Here is a 24,171-nt window from a genome sequence, read left to right as displayed (position 1 = left end):
GCTTGCCGCCCTTACAGCACGCCGGTGGCCTTGGTGAGCAGCCAGATGCCGACCACCAGCAGGATCGCGCCCACGGCGACCGTCAGGCCGAACTGGCCCCAGGTGGCGCGGCCGGTGTGGATCTCCGAGTAGCGGGTGTAGGCGTGATAGCAGACACCGACGAACATCGAGGCGACCACGAGCAGCGCGATCAGCAGCACGATGTCGTAGCCGTAGTTCTGCAACGTCTGCAGGATGCCGCTGCCCTGGCCGCGCGAAGGGTCTTCCATGGTCGGCAGGCCCTGCGCGAAGGCCGACAGCGGCAGGCCCGCGAGCGCAAGCGCCAGCGGCAGCAGCGGTGCGGCGATGCGGGACGGAATGCGATGGAATGTCGGAGGCGTGTTCATGGCGTATGGCCTTTCGTGACGGTCAGGAGAGGAGGAAGAAGGTCAGCACCAGGTACATCGCCACGAAGCGCACGACGACGCCGAGGAACTGACGTTCGGTGATGCGGTGCTCGGCCCAGCCGACGTAGGCGGTGCGCATGGCCCACACGCCCCACAGCAGCAACACGGCGAACACGAAGCCCAGCACCACGGCAGAGACGGCCGAAGGCGCAAAGCCGCCGTTGGCCTGGAAGGCGGCGACCTGATCGGCAGAGGGCGTCATGGCGACGGCTCCTCGTCGTCGGTGCGGTCGCGGCGGACGTAATCGCCGGCCAGCGGGACGGGATCGCGCGGCTGGGCGCGCTGGGGCACGAGGTAGTCCTGCAGGCCGGCGCGAACGCGCTTCAGGTCTGCGCGCAGTCGGGCGTAGTCGAAGTGGTAGCGCGCGCGTTCCTGCGGAGCGGTATTGGCGGCGTGCTCGGCGAGGCGGTCGATCAGGTCGAGCTGGCGGGCGAGCGCGGCGAGCTGTTCGCGTTCGATGACCTCGCTGGCTAGCACAGGCGCCGGGCTTGCCATGAGCAGGACCGATAGCAGGCCCATTAAGCGGCGAAACGTCAGCGTATTCATGCAGTTCAGGCATCACGTCAGCACGGGAAGATGCTGTGATGCTGCGCCGTGAGCGAGCCGAGCACCGCAAACAATGGGTTTCAGCGATGGACCAGTTTTCTTCACCAAACAGGTATCCGGCGAACCCAGCTCTAAGCTAGCAACCGCCGCACCTATGTGGTGTAATGTGGTGTAGTGGCCTGGGGGATCTCTGATGACGACGAAAGCATTGCAGGCAATGGATCCGAAGACCGACCTGAAGACCGTCAGGGTGTCGGTCAGTTTTCCGAGCGATCTGTATGAGACGCTGGAACGAATTGCCAGAGACAAGAAAGTGTCTGTGGCCTGGGTCGTCCGGGATGCCTCTGAAAAGTATGTCAACGAGCAGTGGCCGCTGCTCGCTGGCAAGGAATGAAATGTGAGCGTCGTGTACGTCGAACCTGACCGACTCCTGGATTTGCAGATGCCATCGGGCGGGCAGCCCGAGCGCGAACACCAAACGGTGAGTCTGGCCGTGCCGCGCAAAGGGCATGTGCTGTCAACCATTGCAGAGCAGTACGGCGCGCCTATGCGTCGGGCTGCCACGTTGCTGGCCGATGCTGTGTCGCCAAAGGCGGCCGATGCGGTCTGGCATCGACTGCATGCCCGGCGCAGGGTCGAGCCTGGTGCCCATCAAGTGCGCTCGCCAAATGATCTGGCGGCGTGGATGGCAGTGGGCGCATGGACGGCTGGCGTGGTCACCGGGCGTCTGCGAGAAAACGCGACATTGGGCGAGGCCGAGTCCTGGTTTCTCGGCGGTCTCGCCCAGACCGGCTTCGTCTCCCTGGTGCCCGACAGCGTGCGCGTGGAAGCCGAAGGCCTGCTACATGAAATCGCCGATCACAAAGCGCTGCTCGACCTTTTACCCTACGTTCTTGATCCTCACGGCGAAGGCAGCCGTATGAGCGTCATGCTTCGGCCGGAAACGGCGCCGACGCGGGCGCGCAAGAAGGCAGACGGGGTTTTCTACACGCCGGCCGATGTCGCGGGCTTCATGGCCGAGCGCATCGTCCGGAGCCTGATCGACGACGCCGTGCCGCTGACGGTATTCGATCCGGCGTGTGGAAGCGGCGTATTCCTGCGGGCAGTGCTGACCGAACTGAAACGCCGGCATCCGGGTGCCGATGCGTTCGATCTCGCGTGCTCATGCCTGTATGGAGCGGATATCGATCCCTGGGCCGTCAGTGCGGCAGCCTTGGTTGTTCTGGTCGACAGTTTCGAGTCGGTGGAGGCACGTGGCATTGCGCCGGTCGCGGCCTGGCATGCGCTGCGCCTGAACCTCGTGCACATGGACACACTGCGGCTCGATCCAGGCAGGGCCGTGCCCCATGACGACCCCGAACGCATCGCACGCCTGGCATGCAGGGCGGCATTGAAAGCGGGAACGCTGCCTGAAGTGGAGGGCGAGCCACCGCCGTCCGGCCCGGTCGGATTTCAGGCCGTGTTTCCCGAGATCGCAGAGGGCGCGCACGTCATCATCGGCAATCCGCCCTACGCGAGTTTTGGAGAGGCCGCCGATTTCCTCTCGTTGAGTAAACGCTTCGAGACGTTCCAGGCGGCGCCGAAATCGACCTCCGATATGTACCCATTGTTCGTGGAGCAGATGACGCGACTGACGGCGCCCGATGCGCACGGTGGCGCGATGGTTCTGCCGCTTTCCTTGGCGTGCAATACCAGCCGCCAGTTCCTGGCGCTGCGGCGCCTTCTTTCGCGCACACCAGGGCATTGGCAATTCGCCTTCTTCGACCGTGAGCCGCACGCGCTCTTCGGAGAGGATGTGAAAACGCGCAACGCCATTGCGCTGTGGGTGCGACACGGCTGCGAATCTGACGTCCGTATTTCGACCGGGCCCTTGCGGAAGTGGCGCGGCGGTGACCGGGCCCGCATGCTGGCGGGTATCAATTTCACGCCGATTAACGCTGACATCCGGTTAGGCATTCCCAAACTCGAAGGTGCGATGCAGTCCGAGGTCTTGGCGCACTTGGTCGAACTGCGATACACGCTTGCGCATGCCGCTCCGCACATTGGTCGCGCGACACTTGGACAGGCGATGCAGGAGAGCAATGCCAAGACGGTTTTCGTTGCCGCCACCGCTTACAACTTCCTGAGTGTCTTCCTGTGTCCCACGTCGCATTCATTGGGCGGCGAAGACTTGTTCACTGAGAACCCCCTGCACGCTATCGCATGCCCATCGCCTGAGGCCGCCCTCCAGATCTTCGCGTTGCTAAGCAGCCGGCTCGCATTCTGGTGGTGGCATGTTCATGGTGACGGTTTTCACGTATCCAAGCACGTCATTGAGACGATGCCGGTCGGGGGGATGCTTGACTGCGCTGAACATGCAACGGAGATGACGCGGTTGGGCGCGTTGCTCTGGAACGAGATATCAGTTAGCCCCATCGTCAGCCGCAACCGTGGCAAGACGTCACTCGGTTTCTCGGCCGTGGCGTCACCGCTTCGCAGCAAGATCGACGCGCTACTCGTCAGAGCACTTGGCCTGCCATCCGAATTTACCCATGAACTGGAACGGTTCTGCGAGGACGTGACCCGTGCGCGGACATTGCCAGGCACCGAAAGATAACGAGAGGATCGATTCCATGAGCCACAAACCGTCGGCCGAGGACAAGGAAAAAAGCAAGCTCACCAAGGAAGAGTGGCGGGACTACACCAAGACCGTCTGGTCGATTGCCAACACGAGTCATGAAGACCATCCCGCTGTGTTCCCGCTTGAGATCCCGCACCGGCTCACAAAGCTGTTCAGCTTTTATGGTGAAACCGTGCTGGATCCCTTCGCCGGAACCGGAACCACGGCCCGGGCGGCCATCCCGCTGGGCCGCCGCGCGATCTGCGTCGATCAGAACGCCGACTACACGGAGATCATCAAGAAGGACTGCGCAAAGCTACGCAATGGGCATGGAGCGGACTTCGAGCCGCTCGTCGTGGTCAACGGCGATAGCCGCAAGATGGATTTCGTCGAGAGCGACAGCGTAGGTCTTGTCGTCACCAGCCCCCCCTACTGGAACAAGGCGGATTACGGCGACAGCAAACGGAACCTCGGGACGATCGAGCGCTACAGCGACTTCATCGAAGGCATCCGTCCGGTCTTCGAGGAGTGTTATCGGATCCTGACACCGGGTCGAAAGCTCTGCGTCGTGACCGCCAATGTCAACCAGCACACCGACCATGGCCTGCTCACGTTTCCGCTGGCGACCGACTTCGCCGTGCTGCTGCGCCAGATCGGCTTCGTGATGATCAATGAGATCATCTGGTCGAAAGATGCGACCGGCGGGAAATGGGGGTCTTACGGCGCCCAGCGCCCCATCTTCGGCAGCTATCCCTACCCGCCGAACTTCCTCTTCAAGAACGTGCATGAGTACATCCTGATTTTCGCGAAGCCCCCGCGCACCAAGACCACCGGCCCCAAGGTGCAGCCTTACAAGAAGCTGGTCGAGGGTCTCACTGGGGGCATCATGGAGCCGGACTCGCTGCCGGCCTATGCTCAGGCATTCAGGCAACAGTAGATCGCCGACGGAGGGGGCATGGAGTTCGAGTTTTGCGTGCAGGATCCCACGGATCCGGGTACACGCTACCTGTACGAGGCCATCATCGGCGCGGCTGCCGACGCCACGACGTGGCGCGGCATGTACGCTTTTGCGACGCGTGGCGGGGTGGACCAACTCATTGAGGATCCGGTCGTCCACGAGTTCATGCGGCGCGGCGGAGAAATCGATCTCATCGTCGGCATTGATGCCGTGACGAACCGGCAGACGCTGGAGCGCATGCAGGCACTCGAAGAGCGGCATGAGCATTTTCATCCCAAGGTCTTCTGGAACACGACCGGCGGGTTGTTTCATCCCAAGATTTCGCATTTTGGCTATGCTGATGGACGCACGAAGCTGATCTTGGGGTCAGGCAATCTGACGCCAGGCGGGCTGAGGCATAACTTCGAAGGCTATAGCGTCATTAGTGGAGGGCGGCGGGAGGCGATTGACCTGTCTTCGCTGGATGCGTTCATAGCACGACACGAAGCAGATATTCGGCCTATCGATCAGGCGGCGCTTGACCGTGCGGCGCTCAACATCGTTCGCCCCGTTGCCGCTCTCCCGGGTCCGCGAGCGCCTCAGTTAAGGCCACCGAGGGCGGTCTCCAGGGAGGCGGTACTTGACCGTATCCTGCTTGCGCAAGTCCCAGCGGCAGGTGGTCGATGGTCCCAGGTGCATTTCAATACTCAGATCACGGAACAGTACTTCCGCGTGACCGATGTCGCAACTCAGCGGGTCTACCTGACATCCATCGACGCTGCAGGCTTGCGGGGGGAAGAGGAGGTACGGCCGGTCGTCTTCTCCCAAGCCAATGGGAATCACAAGATTGAGATTGCGGCGGCAAAGGGCTTGGACTATCCGGATTCCCCGCCGCTGCTCGTTTTTCGCGAGCGACAGGTGCGGTGTTTCGATTACATGCTTCTGATGCCCGACAGCCCTGGATATGGAGAATTGCTCGGCCTATCGCAGGCGTTGCCCACGATAGGTCGAGGTCTGAGACGTGCCATCACAGATATGGCGACGCTCTCACAAGCATGGCCAGCATGTCCGTTGCTGACTGCTGGAGACGCATTGGATCAGACCATTTAGAGATACTTCTTGAACGTCGCCGCCGCAATGCACACCGCCACGCCGAGCAATGCAGCGCTGGGCAGCAGGATCAGCAGCGGGTTCACGCTGACCGGCAGTGCCAGGTAAGTCACCCACGGTAGTACGGCCAGCGGGATCAAGCTGGCCCTGGCGCGGTGATAGATGAACCCCGACTCGCGTCCCGCGCCGAAGCGGCGGATGTCCCGGCGCACCAGGCCGTCGACCAGCCCGACGAAGGCGGCCATCAGGAACAGCGGCAGGGTCAGGCACAGCACCAGCAGCCGCACGAGGAAGACCAGCGTCGTATAGGCCGCCGCGATCAGGTAGCTCTCCACGTTCACATAGACCAAGCCGATGTAGTAGCGGAAATCCTTGGTCGGACGATGGCTGCCGGCGCTGGCCTGCGCCGAGGCGTCGCGTATCCAGTCCAGCAGACCGCTCTTCACGAACAGCCAGTCGTAGCCCTGCTCGACCAGCCGGTGCGCGGTGCGCCCCGGCTCCTGCACCAGCGCGCTGCGGGTGAAATGCGTGGAAAGCTGATCCAGCTCGTAGTGCAGCATGCCCTGCGCGTGGCGCCAGCCCTGCTCGGGCCAGAAGAAGTGCATGCCGACGCATTCGATCAGGATGCACAGCAGCAGCGCGCCGCACAGCACGCCGAAGAAGCGGAACGGCAGCGTGACCAGGCTGGCGATCAGGCCTTGCTGTCGTTGCTGCTGGCGCTGTGCCGCGACGGCCGGATCGCTCATGCTTCGGCCTCTTCAGCCGCGGCCATCTGCTTGAAGTCGTCCAGCAGGTCGTCGGGCAGCGCCTTGTCCTGCAGGCCGGGGATGCCTTGGTTCTCCCACCAGTCTCCTGCCTCGACGTAGTGCTGTCGCATGTAGCCGGCCAGCTCCTGCAGATCCTTCGGCATGGCTTCGTCGGGGTCGGGCGCAGGCAGCGGCATGCGGACTTTCCAGAGGTTGCCGCCCTCGGTCAGCGCGAAGCACTGCCCCTTGGGCAGCGCCACCACATGCGCCGGCTCGATCAACGGCACGCTGTTGCTGCTGATGCGGTCCTGGGTGTTGGACGTGAACGCGGTATTGCCGTGCGGATCGGAGCTGTCGGTGGCGCCGCTCATCAGCGCCGTGGCGTACACCTCGACCTTGGGCAGTTGTCGCGTCAGCAGCTCGGCGGTGGCGGTCTCGCGCACGCGCAGCATGAACAGGTTGTTGAAGTTGCCGACCACCTGGCCGGCCTTGGCACGATTGCCGATGCGGGCCTCGATGTCGCTCAAGGTCTGCGTGTAGGCCGTCACCTGCACGCCGGCACCGCCGCCCTTGTTGACCATCGGAATGAACTCGTCGCCCATGAGTTCGTTGAATTCGTCGGCGTGGACGTTGATCGGAATCTTGGCGCTCACCGCTGCGCCGGGCAGCCCGTCGTCGATGCCGAACTTGTAGATGTGGCCGGCGACCGAGACCAGGTCGCTGAACATTGAGTTGCCCACCGCCGCCGCGACTTCGGCGTCGGACAGCGCGTCCAGCCCGACGTAGACCACCGCGCGTTTGCGGATGACCTGCATCCAGTCGAAGATCGGCCGCGGGTCGAACAGGTCGGAATAGTTCGGTGCGAGCAGTTGCGCGATCTTGCCGGTGGTGAGCTTCTCCAGCAGCGGCAGCAGCGAAGCGACGATCTTGTCGAAGTACGTCCGGTCGTAGCGCACCGCGCTGCGCAGGCCGTCGAGCACCGGGTCATAGATGCGCACTTGGGACAGGTACTGTTCGAGGGCCACCACACGCTTCTCGCGCCCGATCATGTTGCGCGGGATGTTCTTGTCGTTCAGCTTGGCTTCGAGCTGGACGATGACCTCCCAGGCCTTCGGCTCGTTCTTGGCGAAGTAGTGCTGGGCGTACTCGATGAACAGCGCGTCGATGTTGATGACGTGGCGCTGGATCAGCAGGTAGTCCGGCCGCTGCCCCAGCTCGACCAGGGCGCGCGCGATGATGTTGACGAAGCGCCAGGCGAATTCGCGGAACGCGGCGCTGTTGCCTTCGCCGGAGAGCTGTCCGGCGATGCGCGTGGCCACCTCGGAGATCCGCCCGAACCGGCCCACGGCGTTGTAGCGCGCCGAGATGTCCGGCCAGCCCAGATGGAAGACGTAGAACTCGCCTTCGCGCCCGGCGCGCTTGGCCTCGACGTACATGCGCTTCAACAGGTCCGCATCGCCCTTGGGGTCGAAGACGATCACCACCTCGTGCTCGCCGCGGACCTTGCGGCGGATGTCCTGGGTGATGAACAGCTCGGCCAGCCGCGTCTTGCCCACGCGCGTGGTGCCCAGCACCAGGGTGTGGCCGACGCGCTCGCCCAGCGGCAGGGTGACGTCGACCTCGGCAGGTTCGATGCCATGCAGGCGTGGCAGTCCGCCGACCGACGGCAGTGGTCGCGCCGGGTTGAGCGGGCTGTCCCAGGCCAACGCGCGCGCCAGCGTCGAGACGGGAAACGGCGCGAACTCAAGCCGCTCCTCCAGCCGCCGGGCGGCCCGGTAGATCGCCGTCGGCTCGACGTAGCGGCGGAACTCCGGCCGATAGGTCTGCATCAGCCGGTGCGTGTGCCGCTGTTCCCAGCGAAAGCCCTGGCCGACGAACAGCCGTTGCTGACTCACCGGCACGTCGCGGCTGGTCATCACGTAGCGCGGCAGGCGGCGGATGTTGCGGCGATAGCGCAGGATCGCCCAGGCATCGCGCAGGCGAATCGCGCCGAAGGTCAGGAAGGCCAGCGCCGAGCCCAGGCCGAGCAGCGGGTTCAGCGCGAGCGACCACGGTGCCACCAGGCACAGAATCGCGGCGCCGGTGCAGACCGCCACGGTATAAAGCTCCACCGCTGGCCGCAGCAAGACCTCGACCGCATGCGGTTGGGCCATTTGCGCACCTACTGCTCGACACCGGTGGCCGTGATGAGCACCGGGTAGTGGCGCAGGCCCAGGCGCTGGGCCAGGTCATCGCCGGAGGCCGGCGACAGGATCAGGCCGGGCGCCAGCCTGCGCAGCGCCGTCAGCGCAGCCATCGACTCCACGTTGACCACCAGGCCCACGGCCTGCAGCTCTCGCAGCGCCGCCTGCCGCTGCCGCAGCCAGGCGCGCGAACGCTCGTCGTCGCCGATCAGGAACAGCGCCGTCAGGCCCGGCGCCCGGATGACGCGGCGCTGCACCTCGCCCGGCGACAGTTGCGTCGAGCGCACCGGCAGCATGGCGGCTTCGGCGTCGGCCGTGTTGCCCGCGCGAGGGGTCGGCATCGGGGCCGGCGGCGTGGCCTGATCCGGCTGAGGATTCAGCGACTGGTAGTACGGCAGCGCGGAGTCGCCGCCGCGGTCTTCGACGACGATCAGCGGCCCGGAGACGGTCTGGGCGAAGATGGTGGTCGTGGACAGCAGCCCGATGGCGGCGATGAGGACGGTGTGGTTCATGGCGTGGTGGCCTGGAGAGTTGGAACGGGAACGCCGGGGTCGAGTACGCGGGTCAGGTGCCGATGCACACTGCGCCGGTATCGCGCCGCGGGTGCCCCGCCGGCGGGCCGGTGGTAGCGGCCGATGGCAAGCAGCCAGTCCTCGCCCGGCGTGTGCTGTTCGCGCAGGATTTCCGCAGCGACGGCGAGGTTGCGGTACGGGTCCAGCAGCTCGCAGGGCTGCGTGTAGCGATGCGTGTGGTAGCCGAGATTGACCTGGCCGAGGCCGGCGTCGATGCGATTGGCCGGCGTGCGGGCGAGCGCCCGGCGCAGCCCCGCGCAGGCCTCGGCGCGGGTGGCGTAGCGCTGCGGTGTGCCGGCGACGTTGAGCGTCCACGGCCAGGGGATCAGGCGCCCGCGCAGCATGGCGCCGCTCTCCTGCAAGGCCACCGCGTACAGCACCGCCGCCGGCACGTCTGCACGATGCGCCGCCATTTGATAGGCCGGCGGCGGCACTTCCCGCGCCAGGGCGGCCAACGCCCAGCCGCCGGTGGCGAGCAGCAGCGCGGCGCTGGCGCAGCGGATGGCGACGCGGGACGGCCGACGCTCCCGGCCCGGCGTACCTACTGCCGCTGCCATTGACCGTTCACCTCGCGCACCACGGCCGGCAGCTCGCCGGGCAGGCCGAGCGACAGCCAGCGCCCCGCATCGTGGTTGAGCGTGATGGTGCGGGCGCGCACCCTGGCCGGGTCGATGCCCGCCCGGGTGGCCCACTGCCGGATGCGCGCGTCGTCCTGACGGCTGCCGACCATGTAGAGGTCGAAGGCTGTGCCGGCCGCTTGCAACTGCTGCACGCGCTGCGCGCACGGTGCGCAGTCGGCCTTGACGAAGACCGCCAGGCGCCCGGAGCCGGTGTTGCCGGCACCCTGCGCCTTGGCGCCGGGCAGGCTCACGCGCGGCTGGCCGGGAAACAGGCGCTGCCACGCCGCGTCGTAGGCGCGCTGGTAGGCCAGCGTCTTGCCGACGCGCTGGGCCTCGGCCTGCACCTGCAACTCCGCGTAGCGCCTGCGCTCCTCCTCGCTACGTGCCTCGATGCCCAGCGCCGTGAGCGGATCGAGCTGGGGCGAATAGACCCCGAGCGGCCCCTGCATCAGTTGCCGGTAACGTGCCCACTCCTCGGAGCGAAGCCCCCACTCCCGCGCCTGTCTCTCGTCGAGCGCGGCATCAGCGCCCGGCTGCACCTGGGCGGGCACCATGCGCGAGTTCGTCACCGGGGCCGGCTGGGCGGATGCGCCGAAGGTGGCGAACAGGACGACGGCAGCGAGCAACGACCGCAGGTTCATGGTCAGCCTCCGCCGAGCCGCCTCAAGGAGGCTGAAGCCCCCTCGGGGGGCAGCGAACGAAGTGAGCGTGGGGGTCATGACACCTCCTACGGCACCGCAACGCGCTGCGTCTGGCCGTTCACCTGGAACACGCCCGCCTGCGCCTCGATGGACTGCAGTTGCCAGCCGCCCTCGGCATCGCCCTCGCGCAGCAGCCGGGCGCCCGCGAGCGAGGCCGCGGCGGTAGAGGTGATCGACAGAAAGCGCTCGCCTCCCCGCAGCTCCACGCCGAGCACACGGAACGGCGGCTCCGGCACCTTGGGCTTCGTCGCAACCGGAGTGCGCGGGCGAGCGGCGGATGCCACCTGCCGGGTTTTCTCAAGGCGGGTTTCGATTGCGTTCACGCGCGCCAGCAGCGTCTGCAGGTCGACGGCCAAGGCCCTCGCCTCATCGGCCTCTTCGAGGCGCGTCATCCGTTCGTCCAGCGCCTGCCGCGCGTTGGCGAATTCGGCCTGGCTGATCGGCGCCGGCCGGCGCTTGTCCGCATCGGCCTGTTGTTCGAGATCGGCCACGCGCAGGCCCAGCGCATTGACCTGCGCATCCTGTGCGCTGCTCTGGGTCTGTTCTGCGAGCCGAGACAGGCCGACGCTGTTGATGAGTGCCACGGCACTGATGAGCAGCAGCCAGAAGGCCGCGGCGATCCTGAGCCAGCGCGTGCGGGAATCGCGCTCGGATGGCGCTTGGGGAAAGGTCATGGCTGCAGTTCCTCGGGCCGGTCGGCGTCCGGCACGGGCGTGGCGGTGCCGGGCGGGTTGGCGGAAAGGGAGGTGGAGGCACCGCGCCGGCTGAAGCAGACCTGGCGGGTCGAGTCATCGACCGACAGCTCCCAGGCGGGGCCGGCAAGGGTCAGCAAGGCATCGCGCAGCATCAGCGGACCCAGGCGCAGGTGTGCGGCAGGCAGCGGCAGCGCGTAGAGCGATGCGGCCTCGCCCGCATCGCAGAGCCGGTAGCCCGAGCGCAGCAGGACATGCCGCATGGCGTCGCCCACGTTCGCATTGAGCGTGGGCGGGATGGAGACTTCCAAGGTCTGCTGCAGCAGATCGCGCTGGGCAGGCTCCGGCATCAGTTCGACCAATGTGTAGCGGCCGTAGCGGACGACCGGAATCAGTGCCGGCGGAGATGCTTCAGCAACGCTCCCGGAGTTCCGTGCCGGCACTTCGACCTGGGGTGGCGTAATGGTGGTGCAGCCGGCTGGCAATGCTGCGAAGATCAATAGAAGGCCAGTAGTGCCTAGCCGGCGGGCAATGGATAGAAAAGATGGAAATCGATGCATCGCTCGGCTCCTGTAGCGGAGCCGATACCTTCGGCGCATGAAACCGAACGCGCAGCAAAGAAAGGGAGCTAGCGCTCGACCACCTTCTTTCTAGCAATCAGCTACTCTTCGTCACGGTCACGTGGCGGCCAAGCTTCGGCTGATCGCGGTAAGCACAAAAGGCTCAGCGTAGCGTCGTACTGTGCTGCGTGTATCTTCATCTCACGCAGCGGAATACTCGGATCGGCGTGTGGGAACCAAACGGCCGCGGAAATCTTGGTGCCTTGTCGATCATGCAGCACTTCCTGATTTGCCGCGAGGGAGTGTTCTGGCAGAGGAATGACGTTGCCACGGGTGCGGAAGAACGCGCCAGCTCGGGCCGCGGGTTCGCTCGACCAAGCCCAATTGATGAAGCCATCGTTGGACATCACTAGAACGGCCTTCTCATCGGTGTACTGCAACCACTTCAAGATCGCCGCCGTCAGCGACACACCGTAGCGCTCCGCGCATGCGCCGAGGATGTCCATGTCGACGTTCGTGGTGACCTGCTTGCGGTAGTCGTCCAGCGGCATCAGCAGGTACGAAGCAAACAGATCCGCCTGAGCCTCGATGTCGCGATCGTCCTGGGACCAGTTCAGCATGTCGGCATCACTGCACTGGAAGGACTCCCTTTGCATCCGGTGCAGAATGTAGTGCCCAAGTTCGTGCGCTTGCGTGAAGCGCACACGTCCCGGAGATGTCACCGCGTTGTTGTAGAGGAGCAGCCACTCCTTGCGGCCATCCCCGGGAAACAATGCTCCGTCAAAACCTTTGATCGCCGCAGCTTGGACCTTTGTGATGGGATCTGACCAGTTGAATATGCGAGCGGACTCAAGCGCCAACTGAGGCACGTCCACCGGAAACCGATCAATGCCGTGCGCCATGCTGACAGCTTCGACCACCTTCACGAGGCGATTCGCAGCACGCTGGGGCGTCCAGCCGCCGTCCGTCATGGGGTCTTCTTGAAGGTATCGAGGATCTTGCGAAGTTGTTCCTTCGCCTCAGGCTCCAGCTTCTGGTAGCCGCGAAAAAACGCCTCGTCCAAATGCCGCTCTTCTGGTGCGCGCACGTCTTCCTCTATGAAGTACGAGGCCGCCACACCCAGCGCGTCCGCCAGCGCGGTGAGCTTTTCTGCTGATGGCCGCTGGGACTCGCGATTCTCAAGTTCCCAAAGATAGCTTTTGCTCAAGCCGGCGGCGTCGGCCAGCTTTTCAAGGGTTAGCTTGCGCTCCTTTCGCAGCTCGCGCAGCTTTTCCCCGAGACGGGTCGCCATGGTCACGTCTCCTGTCTAGTTCCTACGAACTCTGAGAATACCACGGTACCGAACTTTTTGTTTGACAACCGAGGAAACGGGTGTAACATCACGACAAGTTCACGATGCCGAACTTTTTCTGCCGGCGCTCTGAGCGCGATCACAAGGACTGATCGGACAGCCCGGCCCAATCACCGAAGGAGCATGTCCACATGTCCAGAGCTCACGTCGATCACCGCGACCTCGTCCGCTTTGCCGAGGAACGCGTCAACCTGCCCAAGGAAAAGGCCGATGAGTTCCGGGCACAGGCGCGCCGACTGCGCGAAAAGCTGGAGGGCTACCTCGCGGAGCATCCGGACTTCGCGCTGAAGAAAATGCTGCTGTCCGGCAGCTTGGCGAAGGGCACGGCACTGCGCTCGCTGAACGACATCGACGTGGCCGTCTATATCAGCGGCTCCGATGCGCCTCACGACCTCCAGGCCCTGCTGAACTACCTTGCCGAGAAGCTGCGCAAGGCGTTTCCCAACTTCAGCCCCGAACAGGTGCAGCCCCAGACCTACTCGGTCACGGTGAACTTCCGCGGAACCGGATTGAACGTGGATGTCGTACCCGTACTGTACGCCGGCCTACCCGACTGGCGCGGCAACCTCATCAGCCAGGACGACGGCTCGTTCTTGGAAACCAGCATTCCGCTACACCTGGAGTGCGCCCGCAAGCGCAAGCAAGCGCAGCCCACGCACTTCGCGCAGGTGGTGCGGCTGATCAAGTACTGGGCACGTCGCATGAAGCAGGAACACGACGGATTCCGCTTCAAGTCGTTCATGATCGAAATGATCCTGGCCAAGCTGACAGACAACGGCACCGATCTTTCGGACTACCCCGAAGCGCTGCAGTCCTTCTTCACATACGTCGCAGAGAGCAACCTGAGCGAGCGCATCGTGTTCGAGGACTACTACCAGGCCTCGACGGTGGCACCCAGCGCGGACCGTGTGCAGATCATCGACCCGATCAATGCGTCCAACAACGTTGCGCGGCTGTACACCGCCCAGAATGCCGCCGCGATCGTAGACGCGGCGCTGGACGCTGGCGACGCCATCGACGCCGCACTGAAGGCACCTACCAAGGAGTTAACCGTGCACTACTGGCAGAAGGTCTTCGGCTCCTCTTTCCAAGGGTGAACACCATGAGTTACGCCTACACCACCACCGAGACCAAGGCGTTCACCTTGACGCATGCCAGGCACCTGGCGGCGAAAGTGGCAGCCGACCTGAAGCGAATGCAGCGCTTCTACCATGCCCCCGACGATGCTTTCATCGAGCGACTCGAAGGCGAGATCACGGAGCTCTTGCGTCAAGGCTATCTCGACACGGTGACCTATGGCTTCAAGCGCGATGGCGAATGGATCGAGCCGACCCTGCGCTACACGGCCCGTGAACTGGCTGGAGACGGCATGGATGACGATCCGGGCCGCGTTCGCCCCGGCACCAACGTGGCAGGAGCGTCGTTCTACAGCTATCTCACCTACAGCTCTGCCTGGGATGCACTCACGCTGGCGCAGCGCGAAGCCATCAAGCAGCAGTTGCCCGTCCAACGCACGGGAGCGCCCGAGCCATCGGTCAGCGGAGGCTACTTCGCCGACGACAAGACGTATTCATCCGGCGGCCGCGCCTTGGGCCGCGCCAGTGTCAGGAGCTACTGATGACCACTACCAGCACGCCGGGGCTGTTCGAACGCCCCATCACTTTGCCAGATGCCGACGCCCAGAGCCGTCTGGCCAAGCTGGTCGGAATGGACGACAAGATCCGTCGTCTGAGTAACGTTCTCGCTGTTCTCATCAACCCCGCAGGTCTCAAGGAATGGCTCGACCAGCACCACGCTCATTCGACAGGATTGCTCGACGCCGTGCTGCGCCGGCCCCCATTGGTAGTGCTCTCCGGCGATGTGGGCTCCGGAAAGACCGAACTCGCCGAAACGATCGGTGACATGGTGGCGCGGCAAGAAGGGATCGACATCACACTGCTACCGCTCAGCCTGTCTTCTCGGGGGCAAGGCCGTGTCGGCGAGATGACCCAACTCGTCTCGGCGGCGTTCGACCACGCCTTCCATGAAGCAAGCAAGGTCAAGTCCTCCAGGGGCAGTCGATCACGCGGAGGCGTGATACTGCTGGTTGATGAGGCCGATGCGCTCGCGCAATCCCGAGAAGCCGATCAGATGCATCATGAAGATCGCGCGGGCGTGAATGCGTTCATCCGCGGGATCGACCGGCTGGCCAACGGCCACCTGCCGGCCGCTGTGCTGATGTGCACTAACCGCCTCAACGCGTTGGACCCGGCCGTGCGCCGACGCGCGGCCGACATCCTCGTATTCGAGCGACCTGACGAAGCTCAGCGACTTGAGGTCCTTCACCGGCGCCTGGGCGACGCTGGCTTTGGCAAGGCCGATCTGCAATCCCTGGTGGCGGCCACGGGCGAGCAGGCCAAACGCCCTTACGGCTTTACCTACTCGGACCTCACGCAGCGCCTGCTACCCGCGATCGTGCTGGACGCCTACCCTCAGGGGCCCATAAAGCCATCCCGTGCCATCGAACTGGCCCGCGCGATGGCGCCGACTCCGCCGTTCAAAGACTCCACGGCAAGGGGGTGTTAAATGTCTCAGTGGTCGCTCTCCCAGCTTCTTTCCTCTTTGCATGAAGACATCCAGCAGCGCCTTTCTACTGTCCGCAAGACATTTGGCCATCCAGGAACGAAAGGCGATGCAAGTGAAAACGTCTGGATCAGCATGCTGGATACGTACTTGCCGAAGCGTTATCAGGCCGCCAAGGCGCATGTGGTGGACAGTCTCGGGAACTTCAGCCAGCAGATCGATGTGGTGATCTTCGATCGGCAGTACTCGCCCTTCATCTTCACTTACGAGAATGAGACCATCATCCCAGCCGAGAGCGTATATGCCGTATTCGAGGCCAAGCAGACGGCAGACGCCAATCTGGTGGCTTATGCACAGCAAAAGGTTGCTAGCGTCCGCAGCTTGCATCGGACCAGCTTGCCAATTCCTCATGCGGGAGGGACTTACCCTCCCAAGCCTCTCATTCCCATTTTGGGCGGATTGCTTACCTTTGAGAGTGAATGGAGCCCTGCACTGGGGAAATCCTTCGACCGAGCTCTGACCGCCGACTTAGAGGACGGGCGACTGGACATCGGGTGCGTAGCTGCTCACGGCCACTTTTTTCTCGACCATGCTACGGGCGAGTACAGCTACATCAACGAGAACAAACCAGCGACGGCCTTTCTGTTCAAGTTGATTTCCCGACTTCAGTTCAGTGGGACAGTTCCCATGATCGATGTGGAAGCTTATGGGCAGTGGCTCATGAAATAGTCATATGCCCATCAAACTGGATAGCCATTCGTAGGAATTATCAGAGTAAGCAAGCCCGGCGGTGGCCCGGCCCAAGCGGTCGTCCGGAGCCCGTCGGCGTCCCCCCTACTTGATTGACCAGCTTGGCTCGCACATCGGCAAGCGGCCAGAAAAAGAGCCGACAGCCCTTACGGGGAGTCGGCTCACGTAAACAGGTCAGACCGCGACCAACTGCCGGGCCAGTGCCACCTCCACCGAGTCGCCGTCCTGGTTCAGGACATCGAGTCCGGATTCGGGCACGTCGCCCGATGTGCTCTGCGACACCATGATCTTCTTGGCCATCAACCCCAGGCAGGTCATCTGCGAGGAGTTGGCGTAGCCCAGGTAGATCACGCGCACCGGCTGCTTCTGGCCGATGCGCCATGAGCGCCGGGCGGCCTGCTGCAGCGAATACACGTTGTAGCCGGACTGGAGGAACACGATGGTCGGGAACTCCAGCAGGTCCAGGCCGGTTTTCACCAGCTCGGGATTGGTGATGAGCACGTCGATGCCACGGTCCAACTGCTCGGCGATCCAGTCCTCGCGGCGGGAGGCATCCACGCTCGCGCGCAGTACCGCCACCTTGAAGCCTTCCTGCTCCAGCAGCACCTTCAAACGCGACGTGGTGTCGCGCGTGCCGGTATAGACCGAATAGACCAGGGTCTTGCGACCTTCTGCCTTCTCCTGCTTGCAGATCTCGATCAGCTCGCGTTCCTTGGGCATCACCTCCAGCTCGTTGAACTGAGCCGGTACGAAGGCCAGGGTGTTGCGCGTGCGCGGATGCACCACCGTTTCCGACCGGAAGCAGCAGTCCGGCCAGGCCAGCAGCACGTTGAGGACGACACCGAGCAGCGTCGTGTCGCGCTTCGCCAGGGCCTGCTTCAGCTCCTGGGTCAGCCGACCCGCCAGATCGCGGTAGGCCGCGGCCTGCGCCGTGTCCATCGCGACTTCGCGGAACTCCTCGTCGTAGGGCGGCAGCACGTTGCCACCGATGTCCTTCAACTTGAGGAAGACCGTGAACGGCAGGACGCAACGCAGTACGCCCTTCGGACCGAAGCCCGGCGCCTTGACCGTGCGCACCGATACCTTGGTGCCCTTGGCCGTCTTGTGCGCCGTGCCAGTGCTCTCGGAGTAGATGTCCTTCAAGACACCGTGATCGCGCATGAACGCCATCGCGGCCGAGGTCATGCTGCCGCTCTTCGTCGGCCGGTAGCCGTCTTCGATCATCCGCCCCGGCAGGGCGCGGAACAGCAGGTGGAACAGGTCGTCGCCGTAGCCGCCCATCAGCGTGCCGGTGAGCAGCAGCGTCTTGCGCGCCTTGGCCGCCAACACCCCCATGGCCTGGCCCTGTGCGGAGCCGCCATTCTTGTACTCGTGTGCCTCGTCGGCGATGAGCAGGTCGAACGTGCCTTGGGGAAGCTGCCTCTTGATGAACTCGGACGGCTGGTAGCCGCCCTCGCCGAAGCCGAACTCCATGTTGGCCATCGCACGTTCCATCCGATGGGCTTGCCGGTCCGAGAAGACCAGCTCGCCGTTGCCATCCATCAGGTTGATGAACTCGTGGATGTTGTCCCCGAGCATCGACGCGAGGAAGGCGTCACCGAACTTTTGCATCAGCTTCTGCGCGGTGACTTCCCCGATGGTCGGAATACGCTTCAGTGCCTTGAGCACGGTCGAGGACTGGTCGCTGGCGGACAGGCCTCTGGGACGGATCAACGACCACAGCGGTGCACGGCAGTGGCTGCACTTGCGGCGGGACTCCTCGGCTTCCAGCTCGACCGGGTTGATCGGCTCGCCGTCGAGGTCGGTGATGACATGCCCGCAATCCGGGCAGGCCCCCACGTCGCCGTGAAGCGTGCACCGCTGAACGAAGACAGGTTTCCAGTGGAACCCCATCCGCATCCGCACGCGGCCCAGGACGAAAAACTCCTGGCCATGGGCCGGCACGCCCAACTGCTCACGCAGTTTCAGCAGCTTGACCAGTGTGTCCGGGCCATTGAGCACCCAGACCTTGGCACCGGCCACCGTCTCCTGGATTTCGCGCCGCCACTTGTAGACCAGGTGGGGTGGCGAGAGCACCAGGGTACGGCGGTAGCCTTCGGCGTTGAGCACGGCGGCGGTGGCAATACCCACCGTCGTCTTGCCGCAGCCCATCTCGCCATTGACGATCGCGGCGCGTTCGCCGCGGTCGACCAGTAGCTCGGTGACGGCATGGACCACATCGGCTTGCGCCGGGAACAGCTTGCGCTTGAGCGCGGCGAGGATCAGTTGCCGATGCACCCGCACCTGGCCGGTGTAGACCGGAGGATTGGCGCGGTTGAGCGAATCGAGCAGCTCGTCGCCGAACTCCGATACGAAGTCCTGCAGGCTGAGCGTGAGGGGTGAAGCGGCCGCTTCGAGCAGGTCGCCCTGCACGGCGGTTTCGGGAACAGTTTCAAGATCGAGGGACATGGTGATGCTCCAAGGCAATGGGGCATGCACCTCCCCCACGGGGCGGTGACATGCCCCTGGGTGGGAAGAACGAAGCGGCGCGAGACCGCTGGATGCGGATCAGTATTCGCTGGGCAGCAGCAGTGTGGTGACGCTGCGATCCCATTCGGTGATGATCCAGAGCTTCAGGTCGCGCGTGACCTGGTAGGACGAGAACAGACGATCCTCGCCGGACTTCAGCGCGGCGTCGTTCTGCCGCCGATCGCTGTCGCTCAGGTCGCCCCATTCGCCATGAAGATGGCGGCGCAGGTACGGCGTGGGGTTGAGCCGGCCCTGTCGGACCAGCTCGTCGACGCCGGCGGTCATGACCACCTGCCCGGGCGAAAAGCGTGCTTGTGACGTGAGGTTGAGGACTGCGAGTGCCATGGTGGTTTCTCCTTCTGGAAGAAGGGGCCACGGCACCCCCATCGGGGCGACATGACCCCGGTGGGTGGATGAAAGCGACGGCGAACCGTCAGGGAACAGCGATCAGCGGATGGTCAACACTTCGCCACACGTGGGCGAGCCCAGCGTCAAGTCCCATGCACGAATGACCGGCACGAACTTGTCGGTGAGGATGCGCGTCTCGGCCACGGAGCCGTCGTCGCGTTCGGTGTATTCCGTCTGGAGGGTCTTCTCCTTGTGGGTATCACCTTTGACGACGAGCACGCGCCCGCTCTTGGACTTCACTACGCCGGAGATCGCGCCTGCGGCCAGAGCCAGGGCGAGATGCCAGTGCGACAAGGCCCGCGCGGGCGGACGCAGCGATTGCTGCGCGGCGCCCAGGTGCATATCGAGCTCCGGCCAGAGTCCTTGCAGCCGGCCGACTTCATCGGCGAACTGCTCGGGCTCCATCGTCACGCGATAGAAGTGCTCCGGCTCGGCCGGGCTGGCAGGGACGGTGTACGGCAGGAACGGCCATTCGAGCGGCAGTTCCTCAGCTTCAGCGTCACCCTGTCCGATCTGCAGCAGCAGACCGCGCACGGCCTTGACCGACTCCGATGCCTGGTCGCGTTGACGAATCCTGCGACCGAAGATCACCACCTGCTTGAACTGCGTCTCCACCGCACGGTAGATACGCAGGTCGGCGAAGTGGCGCGTCAGCCATCCGACCAGCTCGGCGTCGAGCACGTAGGACGGCACGATGAAGATCAACACGCCGCCGTACTGCAACAGCGGCAGCGCACGCTGATAGAACAGCTTTTCCAGCCGCGCACGGCCCTGGCCCTGATAGCCGATGTTGCCGTTCACGTCCTTGCTCAGGTCGCCATATGGCGGGTTCAGCCACAGCAGCCCGAAGGACTGGCGCGAGATCAGCGTGTCCATCAGGTCACCGTGGATGCAGCGATCGACCAGTTTCCGTGCGTGGCGGGCACGCTCGGCGTCGTACTCGACGGCGAAGGCCTGGACCTGCTCGCGCCCGAGGGCGTGGGCGGCTTCGGCGATCGCCACGCCTTCGCCGGCGCAGGGATCGAGGATGGACATGGCGCCGAGAGACGGCGCCAGCGCGGACAAGGCCCGCTCCAGCGTCGGCTCGTCGGTGGGGAAGTAGCCGTTACGAATGAAATTGCGCGCCAGGCGCGGAAACATGAGTGCCATGGATTTCTCCTGGTGATGGATGAGGGAAGGCGGGCACGCGCGGCGCGCATGCCCGTGGGGATGGCTCACGCCACACGCCGAAGCGGTGCGTTCGCGGCCAGTTCGTACTGCGTAGCGCCGAGGGTGCCGTTGCGGATCAGCTCGCCCAACGCCTTCGTCAGCGCCGGGACATCGAGGGCCAGCCGATGGCCTTCCAGCGGCCCGAGGGCCAAGGGAAGACCGGTCAGCATCCGTCGTGTCTGCAACAGCTCCAGCACGGTGTCGCGCCAGTGGCCGAGCAGTGGCAGCGGGCAGGTGTCCTGCACCAGCGTCCACAGCCGGTCGAGCCGGTGAGCGGAATCCCTGGGCAGAAGCGCCAGCGCGCTGGCGTTGGCCTTGTCTGGCTTCACGCTGCGACGATCGAACAGCCACACATTCGTCAGCGAACCGAACAGCGTTCGCCGATAGGCGCGGGTGATGCGCTTTTCCAGGTTCTCGACGTTGCCGACGAAGACCGGGATGGAAGCGCCCTGCTCGGTGATGACGTGGAACTGATCCAGTCCCTGTTCATCCCGGCCGAGGGTCAGGCGGGCGAGGAACTCCTGAACGGCGGTGTCGCGCGCCCAGATCGAGAGAAAGACGAGATTGCCCTGCTCGTCACCGACGCAACCGTCGGCCATAAGGTCGGGGCATTCGTCGATGCGGTACAGCGGTTTCGCGGAAGAAGGTGCAGGCATGGTGATGTCCTCTTGGAAATGAAGGAGCAACCACAGCCCGCGGGGCCGTGCTCGCCCCGGTTGGGTGAAGGAAGATGCGTGCCGCTAGACAGCGCGCCCCGCGTGGAAGCGGTGAACCCGCTCGCGCCACTCGGAGCTTTGCACCGGCGCCATGTCGAGATAGCGCAGCGGGCACGAGTAGTAGTACGGATGCACGGACTCATCGAGGGACTTGTAGCCCCAATCGCCGCCCGAGCTTTCCAGCAGATGGCAGCCGATGTAGCAGACGGACTCACCGGCCGCGAGGCCCATGACGCCCGCCTGCCTGGCGGTGACGCGAACCACGGTCCACAGAACGTCGCCGTCCAGCGTGTGGTCGATGACTTCGCAGCAAGCGCGTTCGGACGCCTGCGGAGCGAGCAGCTCGCGGATCATCTGATCGCGCGTCTGACGAACGAAGGTCCAGCCCATGAGGGTCTCCTTGAAGAAAAGGCCGGAGCCCTCCCCGTCGGGGGAGAGCCCCGGCGGGTGGCGGTATGCCGCGCAAGGCGGCGGATGGATCAGGCAGCTTGGAGGTGCCAGTCCTGGGATAACGGAGCGAACTCGTAGCCCAGCTTGTCGAGACGGTCGCGCTGCTGGCGCAGCACACGACGATCCACGGTCGCATCGAGCTTCACGGTCTCGCCCAGGGGCCACAAGGCACCGAACAGCGCCGCGTCGTCTGCCTCGGCCGAGGCCGCAGCGGACACGGGAGCCGGTTCGCTGCCGAACGGCGTGGTATCGACCAGGGGATCGCGCGGACTGCGCGGCTTCGCCTTCGGCTTGGCCGGGGGCGTTGCCGGCACGGGCGCCTGCGCCTCCTCGTCGATCGGATCGACTTCCTGCGGACTCAGCCGGCGGGCTTCGTCGCGGCTCAGGGCGTCGATGTTGGACAGCGTCATCCCGCCCAGATGGGCGCGGATCTCGATGACCATGCGGCCGTTGGAGTTGTACGTGGAGGGACGAATCTCGACGATGACGAAATCACCGTCGTACTTGCCCTCGCGGTACTGATCGAGTTCGGCGTTCTTCACGACGAACTCGCCGATCGAGGTCGCCAGGCGGCCGACGTTGAAGTCGCCGTTCCTGCCGTGGATGGTCTTGATGGCCAGTTGGCCGGGAATGGTGATCATGAAGGTCTCCTGCGGACGAAGAGAAGACAAGGCCCCGGGGATGGGGCCTTGCGGATCAGAACGACTCGGCAACGGCCAATGCGGGGGCATCGGCAGCGTCGTCGGCAGCATCGGCGACGGGCCTGGAAGGCTCCGGTGCCGAGGCTTGCTGCGCGGCGGGCGCGTCGGACGTCACAGGGACTTCCGGGTCGCGCTCGTCGGTCTCGGTCGGCTTGGGTTCGGCCTTGTAGACGAGCTTGCCGTCGACCTTGATCCAACTGACGAACAGCAGGCGGGCCTTGAGGCTCACCCCCTGTTCGCCGGCACGCTTGCCCTTGGAGTAGGTGAAGGTGTCGGTCCACAGGTCGCCCAAGCGGAAGCCGATCATCACCTTCTTCTCGGCGTCGACCGCCTGAATGCAGCGGCGCACCAGGTGCTGCGCTTCCGAACCCGATACGCGCGTGTCGAAACGCACATACGAGACGTCATCGCTGGGACCGTTCAGAGCCGCGATGTCGCAGGCCAGGAACGCATCGCCTTTCTTGGGCTTCACTTCGCGGATGCGATTGAGATACCCGAGGCCGGTGATGTGCAGATCGAAGTAGGATTTTTCGGTGGAAGTGGTCATGGTGAATCTCCTGGGAACAATGAGGCGGAGACACACCCGACCCAAGGCGGGGAAGGTGTGGAACCCCCGCGTGGGTTGATGGAACAGCTTGGAGGCATCGCCATCGAGAACCGATGGCCGTTCGCGCTTGGATGCCGGTGCGAACTGGAGTGATCAACGCGGTCGGAACCGCGTCGCAGCCTTGAAGATCGTGGCTGCCTGGGCATGTCGCTGACGGACGTCAGCGGAACATGGCCGGAAGCGTGGCGCCAGGACGGTGCGCAGGCGAGCGGCAATCGGCACTCGCGGCTGTCCGCATTGGTGTGGCCTCGGTGACGATGCGCGGTAACGCGTGGGGCGACTCACTGATTTTTGAATCTTTGCATGATCGTCCCCGCCTGAGCGACCTGTCGTTCTCCCGCTTGGCCAGTAGCGGCTTGATGGCAAGCCACTGGTCAGGTGCTACCAGAGTGGGCAGTCAGGGAGATGGAGTTGTCGCATCGAGGTTCATTCTTCCCCGATCGTCACCGCAGACCTGATGTCATTCTCAGAAGGTGAGCGCACGAAATGTCAGAAGTCGGTTGCGCCTGCCAGCGCAGGCGATAGAGTCTCCTCGTCGAAGGGAGGCCGGGGCAACAACTCATCGCGCGCCGATGGCCCCTCCTCATGCGTGCATAACGCCGGCCCCCCATATCTCATCGGTTCCCCCGCACATGCCTTCACCACAGCGGCCGTGCGGCATCTTCATGTAGGCGCCACACATGCCATCGGACCAGTTCTTGTCGTGCCAGCTCACAAACTCGTCTTTGGTGAGCTTGCCGTTCTTGTCCGTATCCATCATGTCGTATCCCTGCGGCCCGCACATGTCGTCGTGACCGCGTCCTGCCGGCATGCCCATGCAGGCACCGCAGGAGCCATCGGACCAGTTCTTGTCGTGCCAGTTGACGTACTCGTCCCGGGTCAGGCTGCCGTCCTTGTTGCCTTCCATCATGTCGAAGGCGCGCGCTCCGCACATGCCTTCGCCATGCACGCCGCCGCAGTGCCCCTCATAGCGGCGACGGTCGGTAGCTTGGGCGGGCTGCGTCGCCTGAGTGCCCTGCGCGGCGGCCAACATGTAGCCCGCCGGAAGGTCGGTCATCTGGAATCCGCCCGCGTACGTGTTCATGCCCGCGAGCACATAGGTGGCGCCAAGCGCCAAGGAGATCGGCTTGCTGGTCAACTTGCCCATGATCGGCTCTCCGGATTGGGACGCGCTACAAAAGTAGCTCCTTTCCCGGC

28 protein-coding genes are annotated in these 24,171 nt (G+C 64.4%); 8 read left to right on the top strand and 20 right to left on the bottom strand.

Annotation, left to right across the window (positions count from 1 at the left end):
- Positions 1–11: 11 nt before the first annotated feature.
- From MPE_RS12040 to MPE_RS12030, 3 genes are read right to left on the bottom strand one after another with little or no spacing between them, the layout of a single operon-like run.
- Positions 12–386: a TIGR03745 family integrating conjugative element membrane protein gene (locus tag MPE_RS12040; RefSeq protein ID WP_011829977.1), complete on the bottom strand. Its 375-nt coding sequence runs from the start codon at positions 384–386 to the stop codon at positions 12–14.
- Positions 387–408: 22 nt separating this feature from the next.
- Entirely contained in the window at positions 409–648 is a 240-nt protein-coding gene (locus tag MPE_RS12035; protein ID WP_011829976.1) for a TIGR03758 family integrating conjugative element protein, read from the bottom strand.
- Positions 645–965 carry an integrative conjugative element protein, RAQPRD family gene (locus MPE_RS12030; RefSeq protein ID WP_049820808.1) on the bottom strand — a complete coding sequence of 107 codons (321 nt, stop codon included), beginning with the start codon at positions 963–965 and terminating at the stop codon, positions 645–647. The genes MPE_RS12035 and MPE_RS12030 overlap by 4 nt, the downstream gene beginning before the upstream one ends.
- 220 nt (positions 966–1,185) lie before the next feature.
- On the opposite strand from MPE_RS12030, the gene MPE_RS23315 reads away from it, so the two are divergent.
- From MPE_RS23315 to MPE_RS12015, 4 genes are read left to right on the top strand one after another with little or no spacing between them, the layout of a single operon-like run.
- A complete protein-coding gene (locus tag MPE_RS23315) occupies positions 1,186–1,386 on the top strand; it encodes a ribbon-helix-helix domain-containing protein (protein ID WP_011829974.1) in 201 nt (66 codons plus the stop codon).
- Between the two features lie 3 nt (positions 1,387–1,389).
- Positions 1,390–3,588 (top strand): N-6 DNA methylase, encoded by a 2,199-nt coding sequence (locus tag MPE_RS12025; RefSeq protein ID WP_011829973.1) that lies wholly within the window; start codon positions 1,390–1,392, stop codon positions 3,586–3,588.
- 16 nt (positions 3,589–3,604) lie between these two features.
- Positions 3,605–4,528 carry a DNA methyltransferase gene (locus MPE_RS22770; protein ID WP_011829972.1) on the top strand — a complete coding sequence of 308 codons (924 nt, stop codon included), beginning with the start codon at positions 3,605–3,607 and terminating at the stop codon, positions 4,526–4,528.
- Between the two features lie 18 nt (positions 4,529–4,546).
- Positions 4,547–5,638, top strand: a complete 1,092-nt coding sequence (locus tag MPE_RS12015) for a phospholipase D family protein (RefSeq protein ID WP_011829971.1) — start codon at positions 4,547–4,549, stop codon at positions 5,636–5,638.
- Here the strand turns inward: MPE_RS12015 and MPE_RS12010 are convergent.
- From MPE_RS12010 to MPE_RS11970, 9 genes are all read right to left on the bottom strand, one after another.
- Entirely contained in the window at positions 5,635–6,384 is a 750-nt protein-coding gene (locus MPE_RS12010) for a TIGR03747 family integrating conjugative element membrane protein (protein WP_011829970.1), read from the bottom strand. The genes MPE_RS12015 and MPE_RS12010 overlap by 4 nt on opposite strands.
- Positions 6,381–8,537: a type IV conjugative transfer system coupling protein TraD gene (gene traD / locus MPE_RS12005; protein WP_011829969.1), complete on the bottom strand. Its 2,157-nt coding sequence runs from the start codon at positions 8,535–8,537 to the stop codon at positions 6,381–6,383. The genes MPE_RS12010 and traD overlap by 4 nt, the downstream gene beginning before the upstream one ends.
- A gap of 8 nt (positions 8,538–8,545) precedes the next feature.
- Positions 8,546–9,079 carry an integrating conjugative element protein gene (locus MPE_RS12000; RefSeq protein WP_003141015.1) on the bottom strand — a complete coding sequence of 178 codons (534 nt, stop codon included), beginning with the start codon at positions 9,077–9,079 and terminating at the stop codon, positions 8,546–8,548.
- The gene (locus MPE_RS11995) at positions 9,076–9,696 is read right to left on the bottom strand and encodes a lysozyme family protein (protein WP_011829968.1); all 621 of its coding nucleotides are present in this window, start codon (positions 9,694–9,696) and stop codon (positions 9,076–9,078) included. The genes MPE_RS12000 and MPE_RS11995 overlap by 4 nt, the downstream gene beginning before the upstream one ends.
- Positions 9,681–10,400: a TIGR03759 family integrating conjugative element protein gene (locus MPE_RS11990; protein ID WP_011829967.1), complete on the bottom strand. Its 720-nt coding sequence runs from the start codon at positions 10,398–10,400 to the stop codon at positions 9,681–9,683. Before MPE_RS11990 ends, MPE_RS11995 begins: the two co-directional genes overlap by 16 nt.
- Before the next feature lie 86 nt (positions 10,401–10,486).
- Positions 10,487–11,134, bottom strand: coding sequence for a hypothetical protein (locus MPE_RS11985; RefSeq protein WP_011829966.1), 648 nt, complete (start codon positions 11,132–11,134; stop codon positions 10,487–10,489).
- Entirely contained in the window at positions 11,131–11,712 is a 582-nt protein-coding gene (pilL2, locus tag MPE_RS11980) for a PFGI-1 class ICE element type IV pilus protein PilL2 (protein ID WP_011829965.1), read from the bottom strand. The genes MPE_RS11985 and pilL2 overlap by 4 nt, the downstream gene beginning before the upstream one ends.
- 101 nt (positions 11,713–11,813) lie before the next feature.
- The gene (locus tag MPE_RS11975) at positions 11,814–12,683 is read right to left on the bottom strand and encodes an ImmA/IrrE family metallo-endopeptidase (protein ID WP_011829964.1); all 870 of its coding nucleotides are present in this window, start codon (positions 12,681–12,683) and stop codon (positions 11,814–11,816) included.
- Positions 12,680–13,003 carry a helix-turn-helix domain-containing protein gene (locus tag MPE_RS11970; protein WP_011829963.1) on the bottom strand — a complete coding sequence of 108 codons (324 nt, stop codon included), beginning with the start codon at positions 13,001–13,003 and terminating at the stop codon, positions 12,680–12,682. Before MPE_RS11970 ends, MPE_RS11975 begins: the two co-directional genes overlap by 4 nt.
- 191 nt (positions 13,004–13,194) lie before the next feature.
- Between MPE_RS11970 and MPE_RS11965 the strand changes: the two genes are divergently transcribed.
- The 4 genes from MPE_RS11965 to nucC are packed head-to-tail and all read left to right on the top strand — an operon-like array spanning position 13,195 to position 16,354.
- Positions 13,195–14,160, top strand: a complete 966-nt coding sequence (locus MPE_RS11965) for a CBASS oligonucleotide cyclase (protein ID WP_011829962.1) — start codon at positions 13,195–13,197, stop codon at positions 14,158–14,160.
- A 5-nt stretch (positions 14,161–14,165) separates the two neighbouring features.
- Entirely contained in the window at positions 14,166–14,681 is a 516-nt protein-coding gene (locus MPE_RS11960) for an HORMA-1 domain-containing protein (protein WP_011829961.1), read from the top strand.
- Entirely contained in the window at positions 14,681–15,628 is a 948-nt protein-coding gene (locus MPE_RS11955; RefSeq protein ID WP_011829960.1) for an ATP-binding protein, read from the top strand. The genes MPE_RS11960 and MPE_RS11955 overlap by 1 nt, the downstream gene beginning before the upstream one ends.
- Complete coding sequence (gene nucC / locus MPE_RS11950; protein WP_011829959.1) at positions 15,629–16,354, top strand: CBASS effector endonuclease NucC; 726 nt, start codon at positions 15,629–15,631, stop codon at positions 16,352–16,354. It begins immediately after the preceding gene.
- 195 nt (positions 16,355–16,549) lie between these two features.
- On the opposite strand, the gene MPE_RS11945 is transcribed toward nucC, so the two are convergent.
- The 8 genes from MPE_RS11945 to MPE_RS11910 all read right to left on the bottom strand — a co-directional run bounded on the left by MPE_RS11945 (position 16,550) and on the right by MPE_RS11910 (position 24,121).
- Positions 16,550–18,823, bottom strand: a complete 2,274-nt coding sequence (locus MPE_RS11945; RefSeq protein ID WP_011829958.1) for a helicase-related protein — start codon at positions 18,821–18,823, stop codon at positions 16,550–16,552.
- 99 nt (positions 18,824–18,922) lie between these two features.
- The gene (locus tag MPE_RS11940) at positions 18,923–19,228 is read right to left on the bottom strand and encodes a hypothetical protein (RefSeq protein WP_011829957.1); all 306 of its coding nucleotides are present in this window, start codon (positions 19,226–19,228) and stop codon (positions 18,923–18,925) included.
- 102 nt (positions 19,229–19,330) lie between these two features.
- Positions 19,331–20,440 carry a DUF6094 domain-containing protein gene (locus MPE_RS11935; protein WP_011829956.1) on the bottom strand — a complete coding sequence of 370 codons (1,110 nt, stop codon included), beginning with the start codon at positions 20,438–20,440 and terminating at the stop codon, positions 19,331–19,333.
- Positions 20,441–20,505: 65 nt separating this feature from the next.
- Positions 20,506–21,156, bottom strand: coding sequence for a hypothetical protein (locus MPE_RS11930; RefSeq protein WP_011829955.1), 651 nt, complete (start codon positions 21,154–21,156; stop codon positions 20,506–20,508).
- An 84-nt stretch (positions 21,157–21,240) separates the two neighbouring features.
- Positions 21,241–21,606 (bottom strand): hypothetical protein, encoded by a 366-nt coding sequence (locus MPE_RS11925; protein ID WP_011829954.1) that lies wholly within the window; start codon positions 21,604–21,606, stop codon positions 21,241–21,243.
- A gap of 89 nt (positions 21,607–21,695) precedes the next feature.
- The gene (locus MPE_RS11920) at positions 21,696–22,307 is read right to left on the bottom strand and encodes a DUF3275 family protein (RefSeq protein ID WP_011829953.1); all 612 of its coding nucleotides are present in this window, start codon (positions 22,305–22,307) and stop codon (positions 21,696–21,698) included.
- 55 nt (positions 22,308–22,362) lie between these two features.
- Positions 22,363–22,914 (bottom strand): STY4534 family ICE replication protein, encoded by a 552-nt coding sequence (locus tag MPE_RS11915; protein ID WP_010792166.1) that lies wholly within the window; start codon positions 22,912–22,914, stop codon positions 22,363–22,365.
- 643 nt (positions 22,915–23,557) lie between these two features.
- Positions 23,558–24,121 (bottom strand): CREC-EF hand family protein, encoded by a 564-nt coding sequence (locus tag MPE_RS11910; protein ID WP_011829951.1) that lies wholly within the window; start codon positions 24,119–24,121, stop codon positions 23,558–23,560.
- Positions 24,122–24,171 lie beyond the last annotated feature (50 nt).

The organism is Methylibium petroleiphilum PM1, assembly GCF_000015725.1.
Lineage (GTDB): Bacteria > Pseudomonadota > Gammaproteobacteria > Burkholderiales > Burkholderiaceae_C > Methylibium > Methylibium petroleiphilum.
The sequence above is the reverse complement of the archived record's forward strand: the minus strand, read 5'-3'. Positions and strand labels throughout refer to the sequence as shown.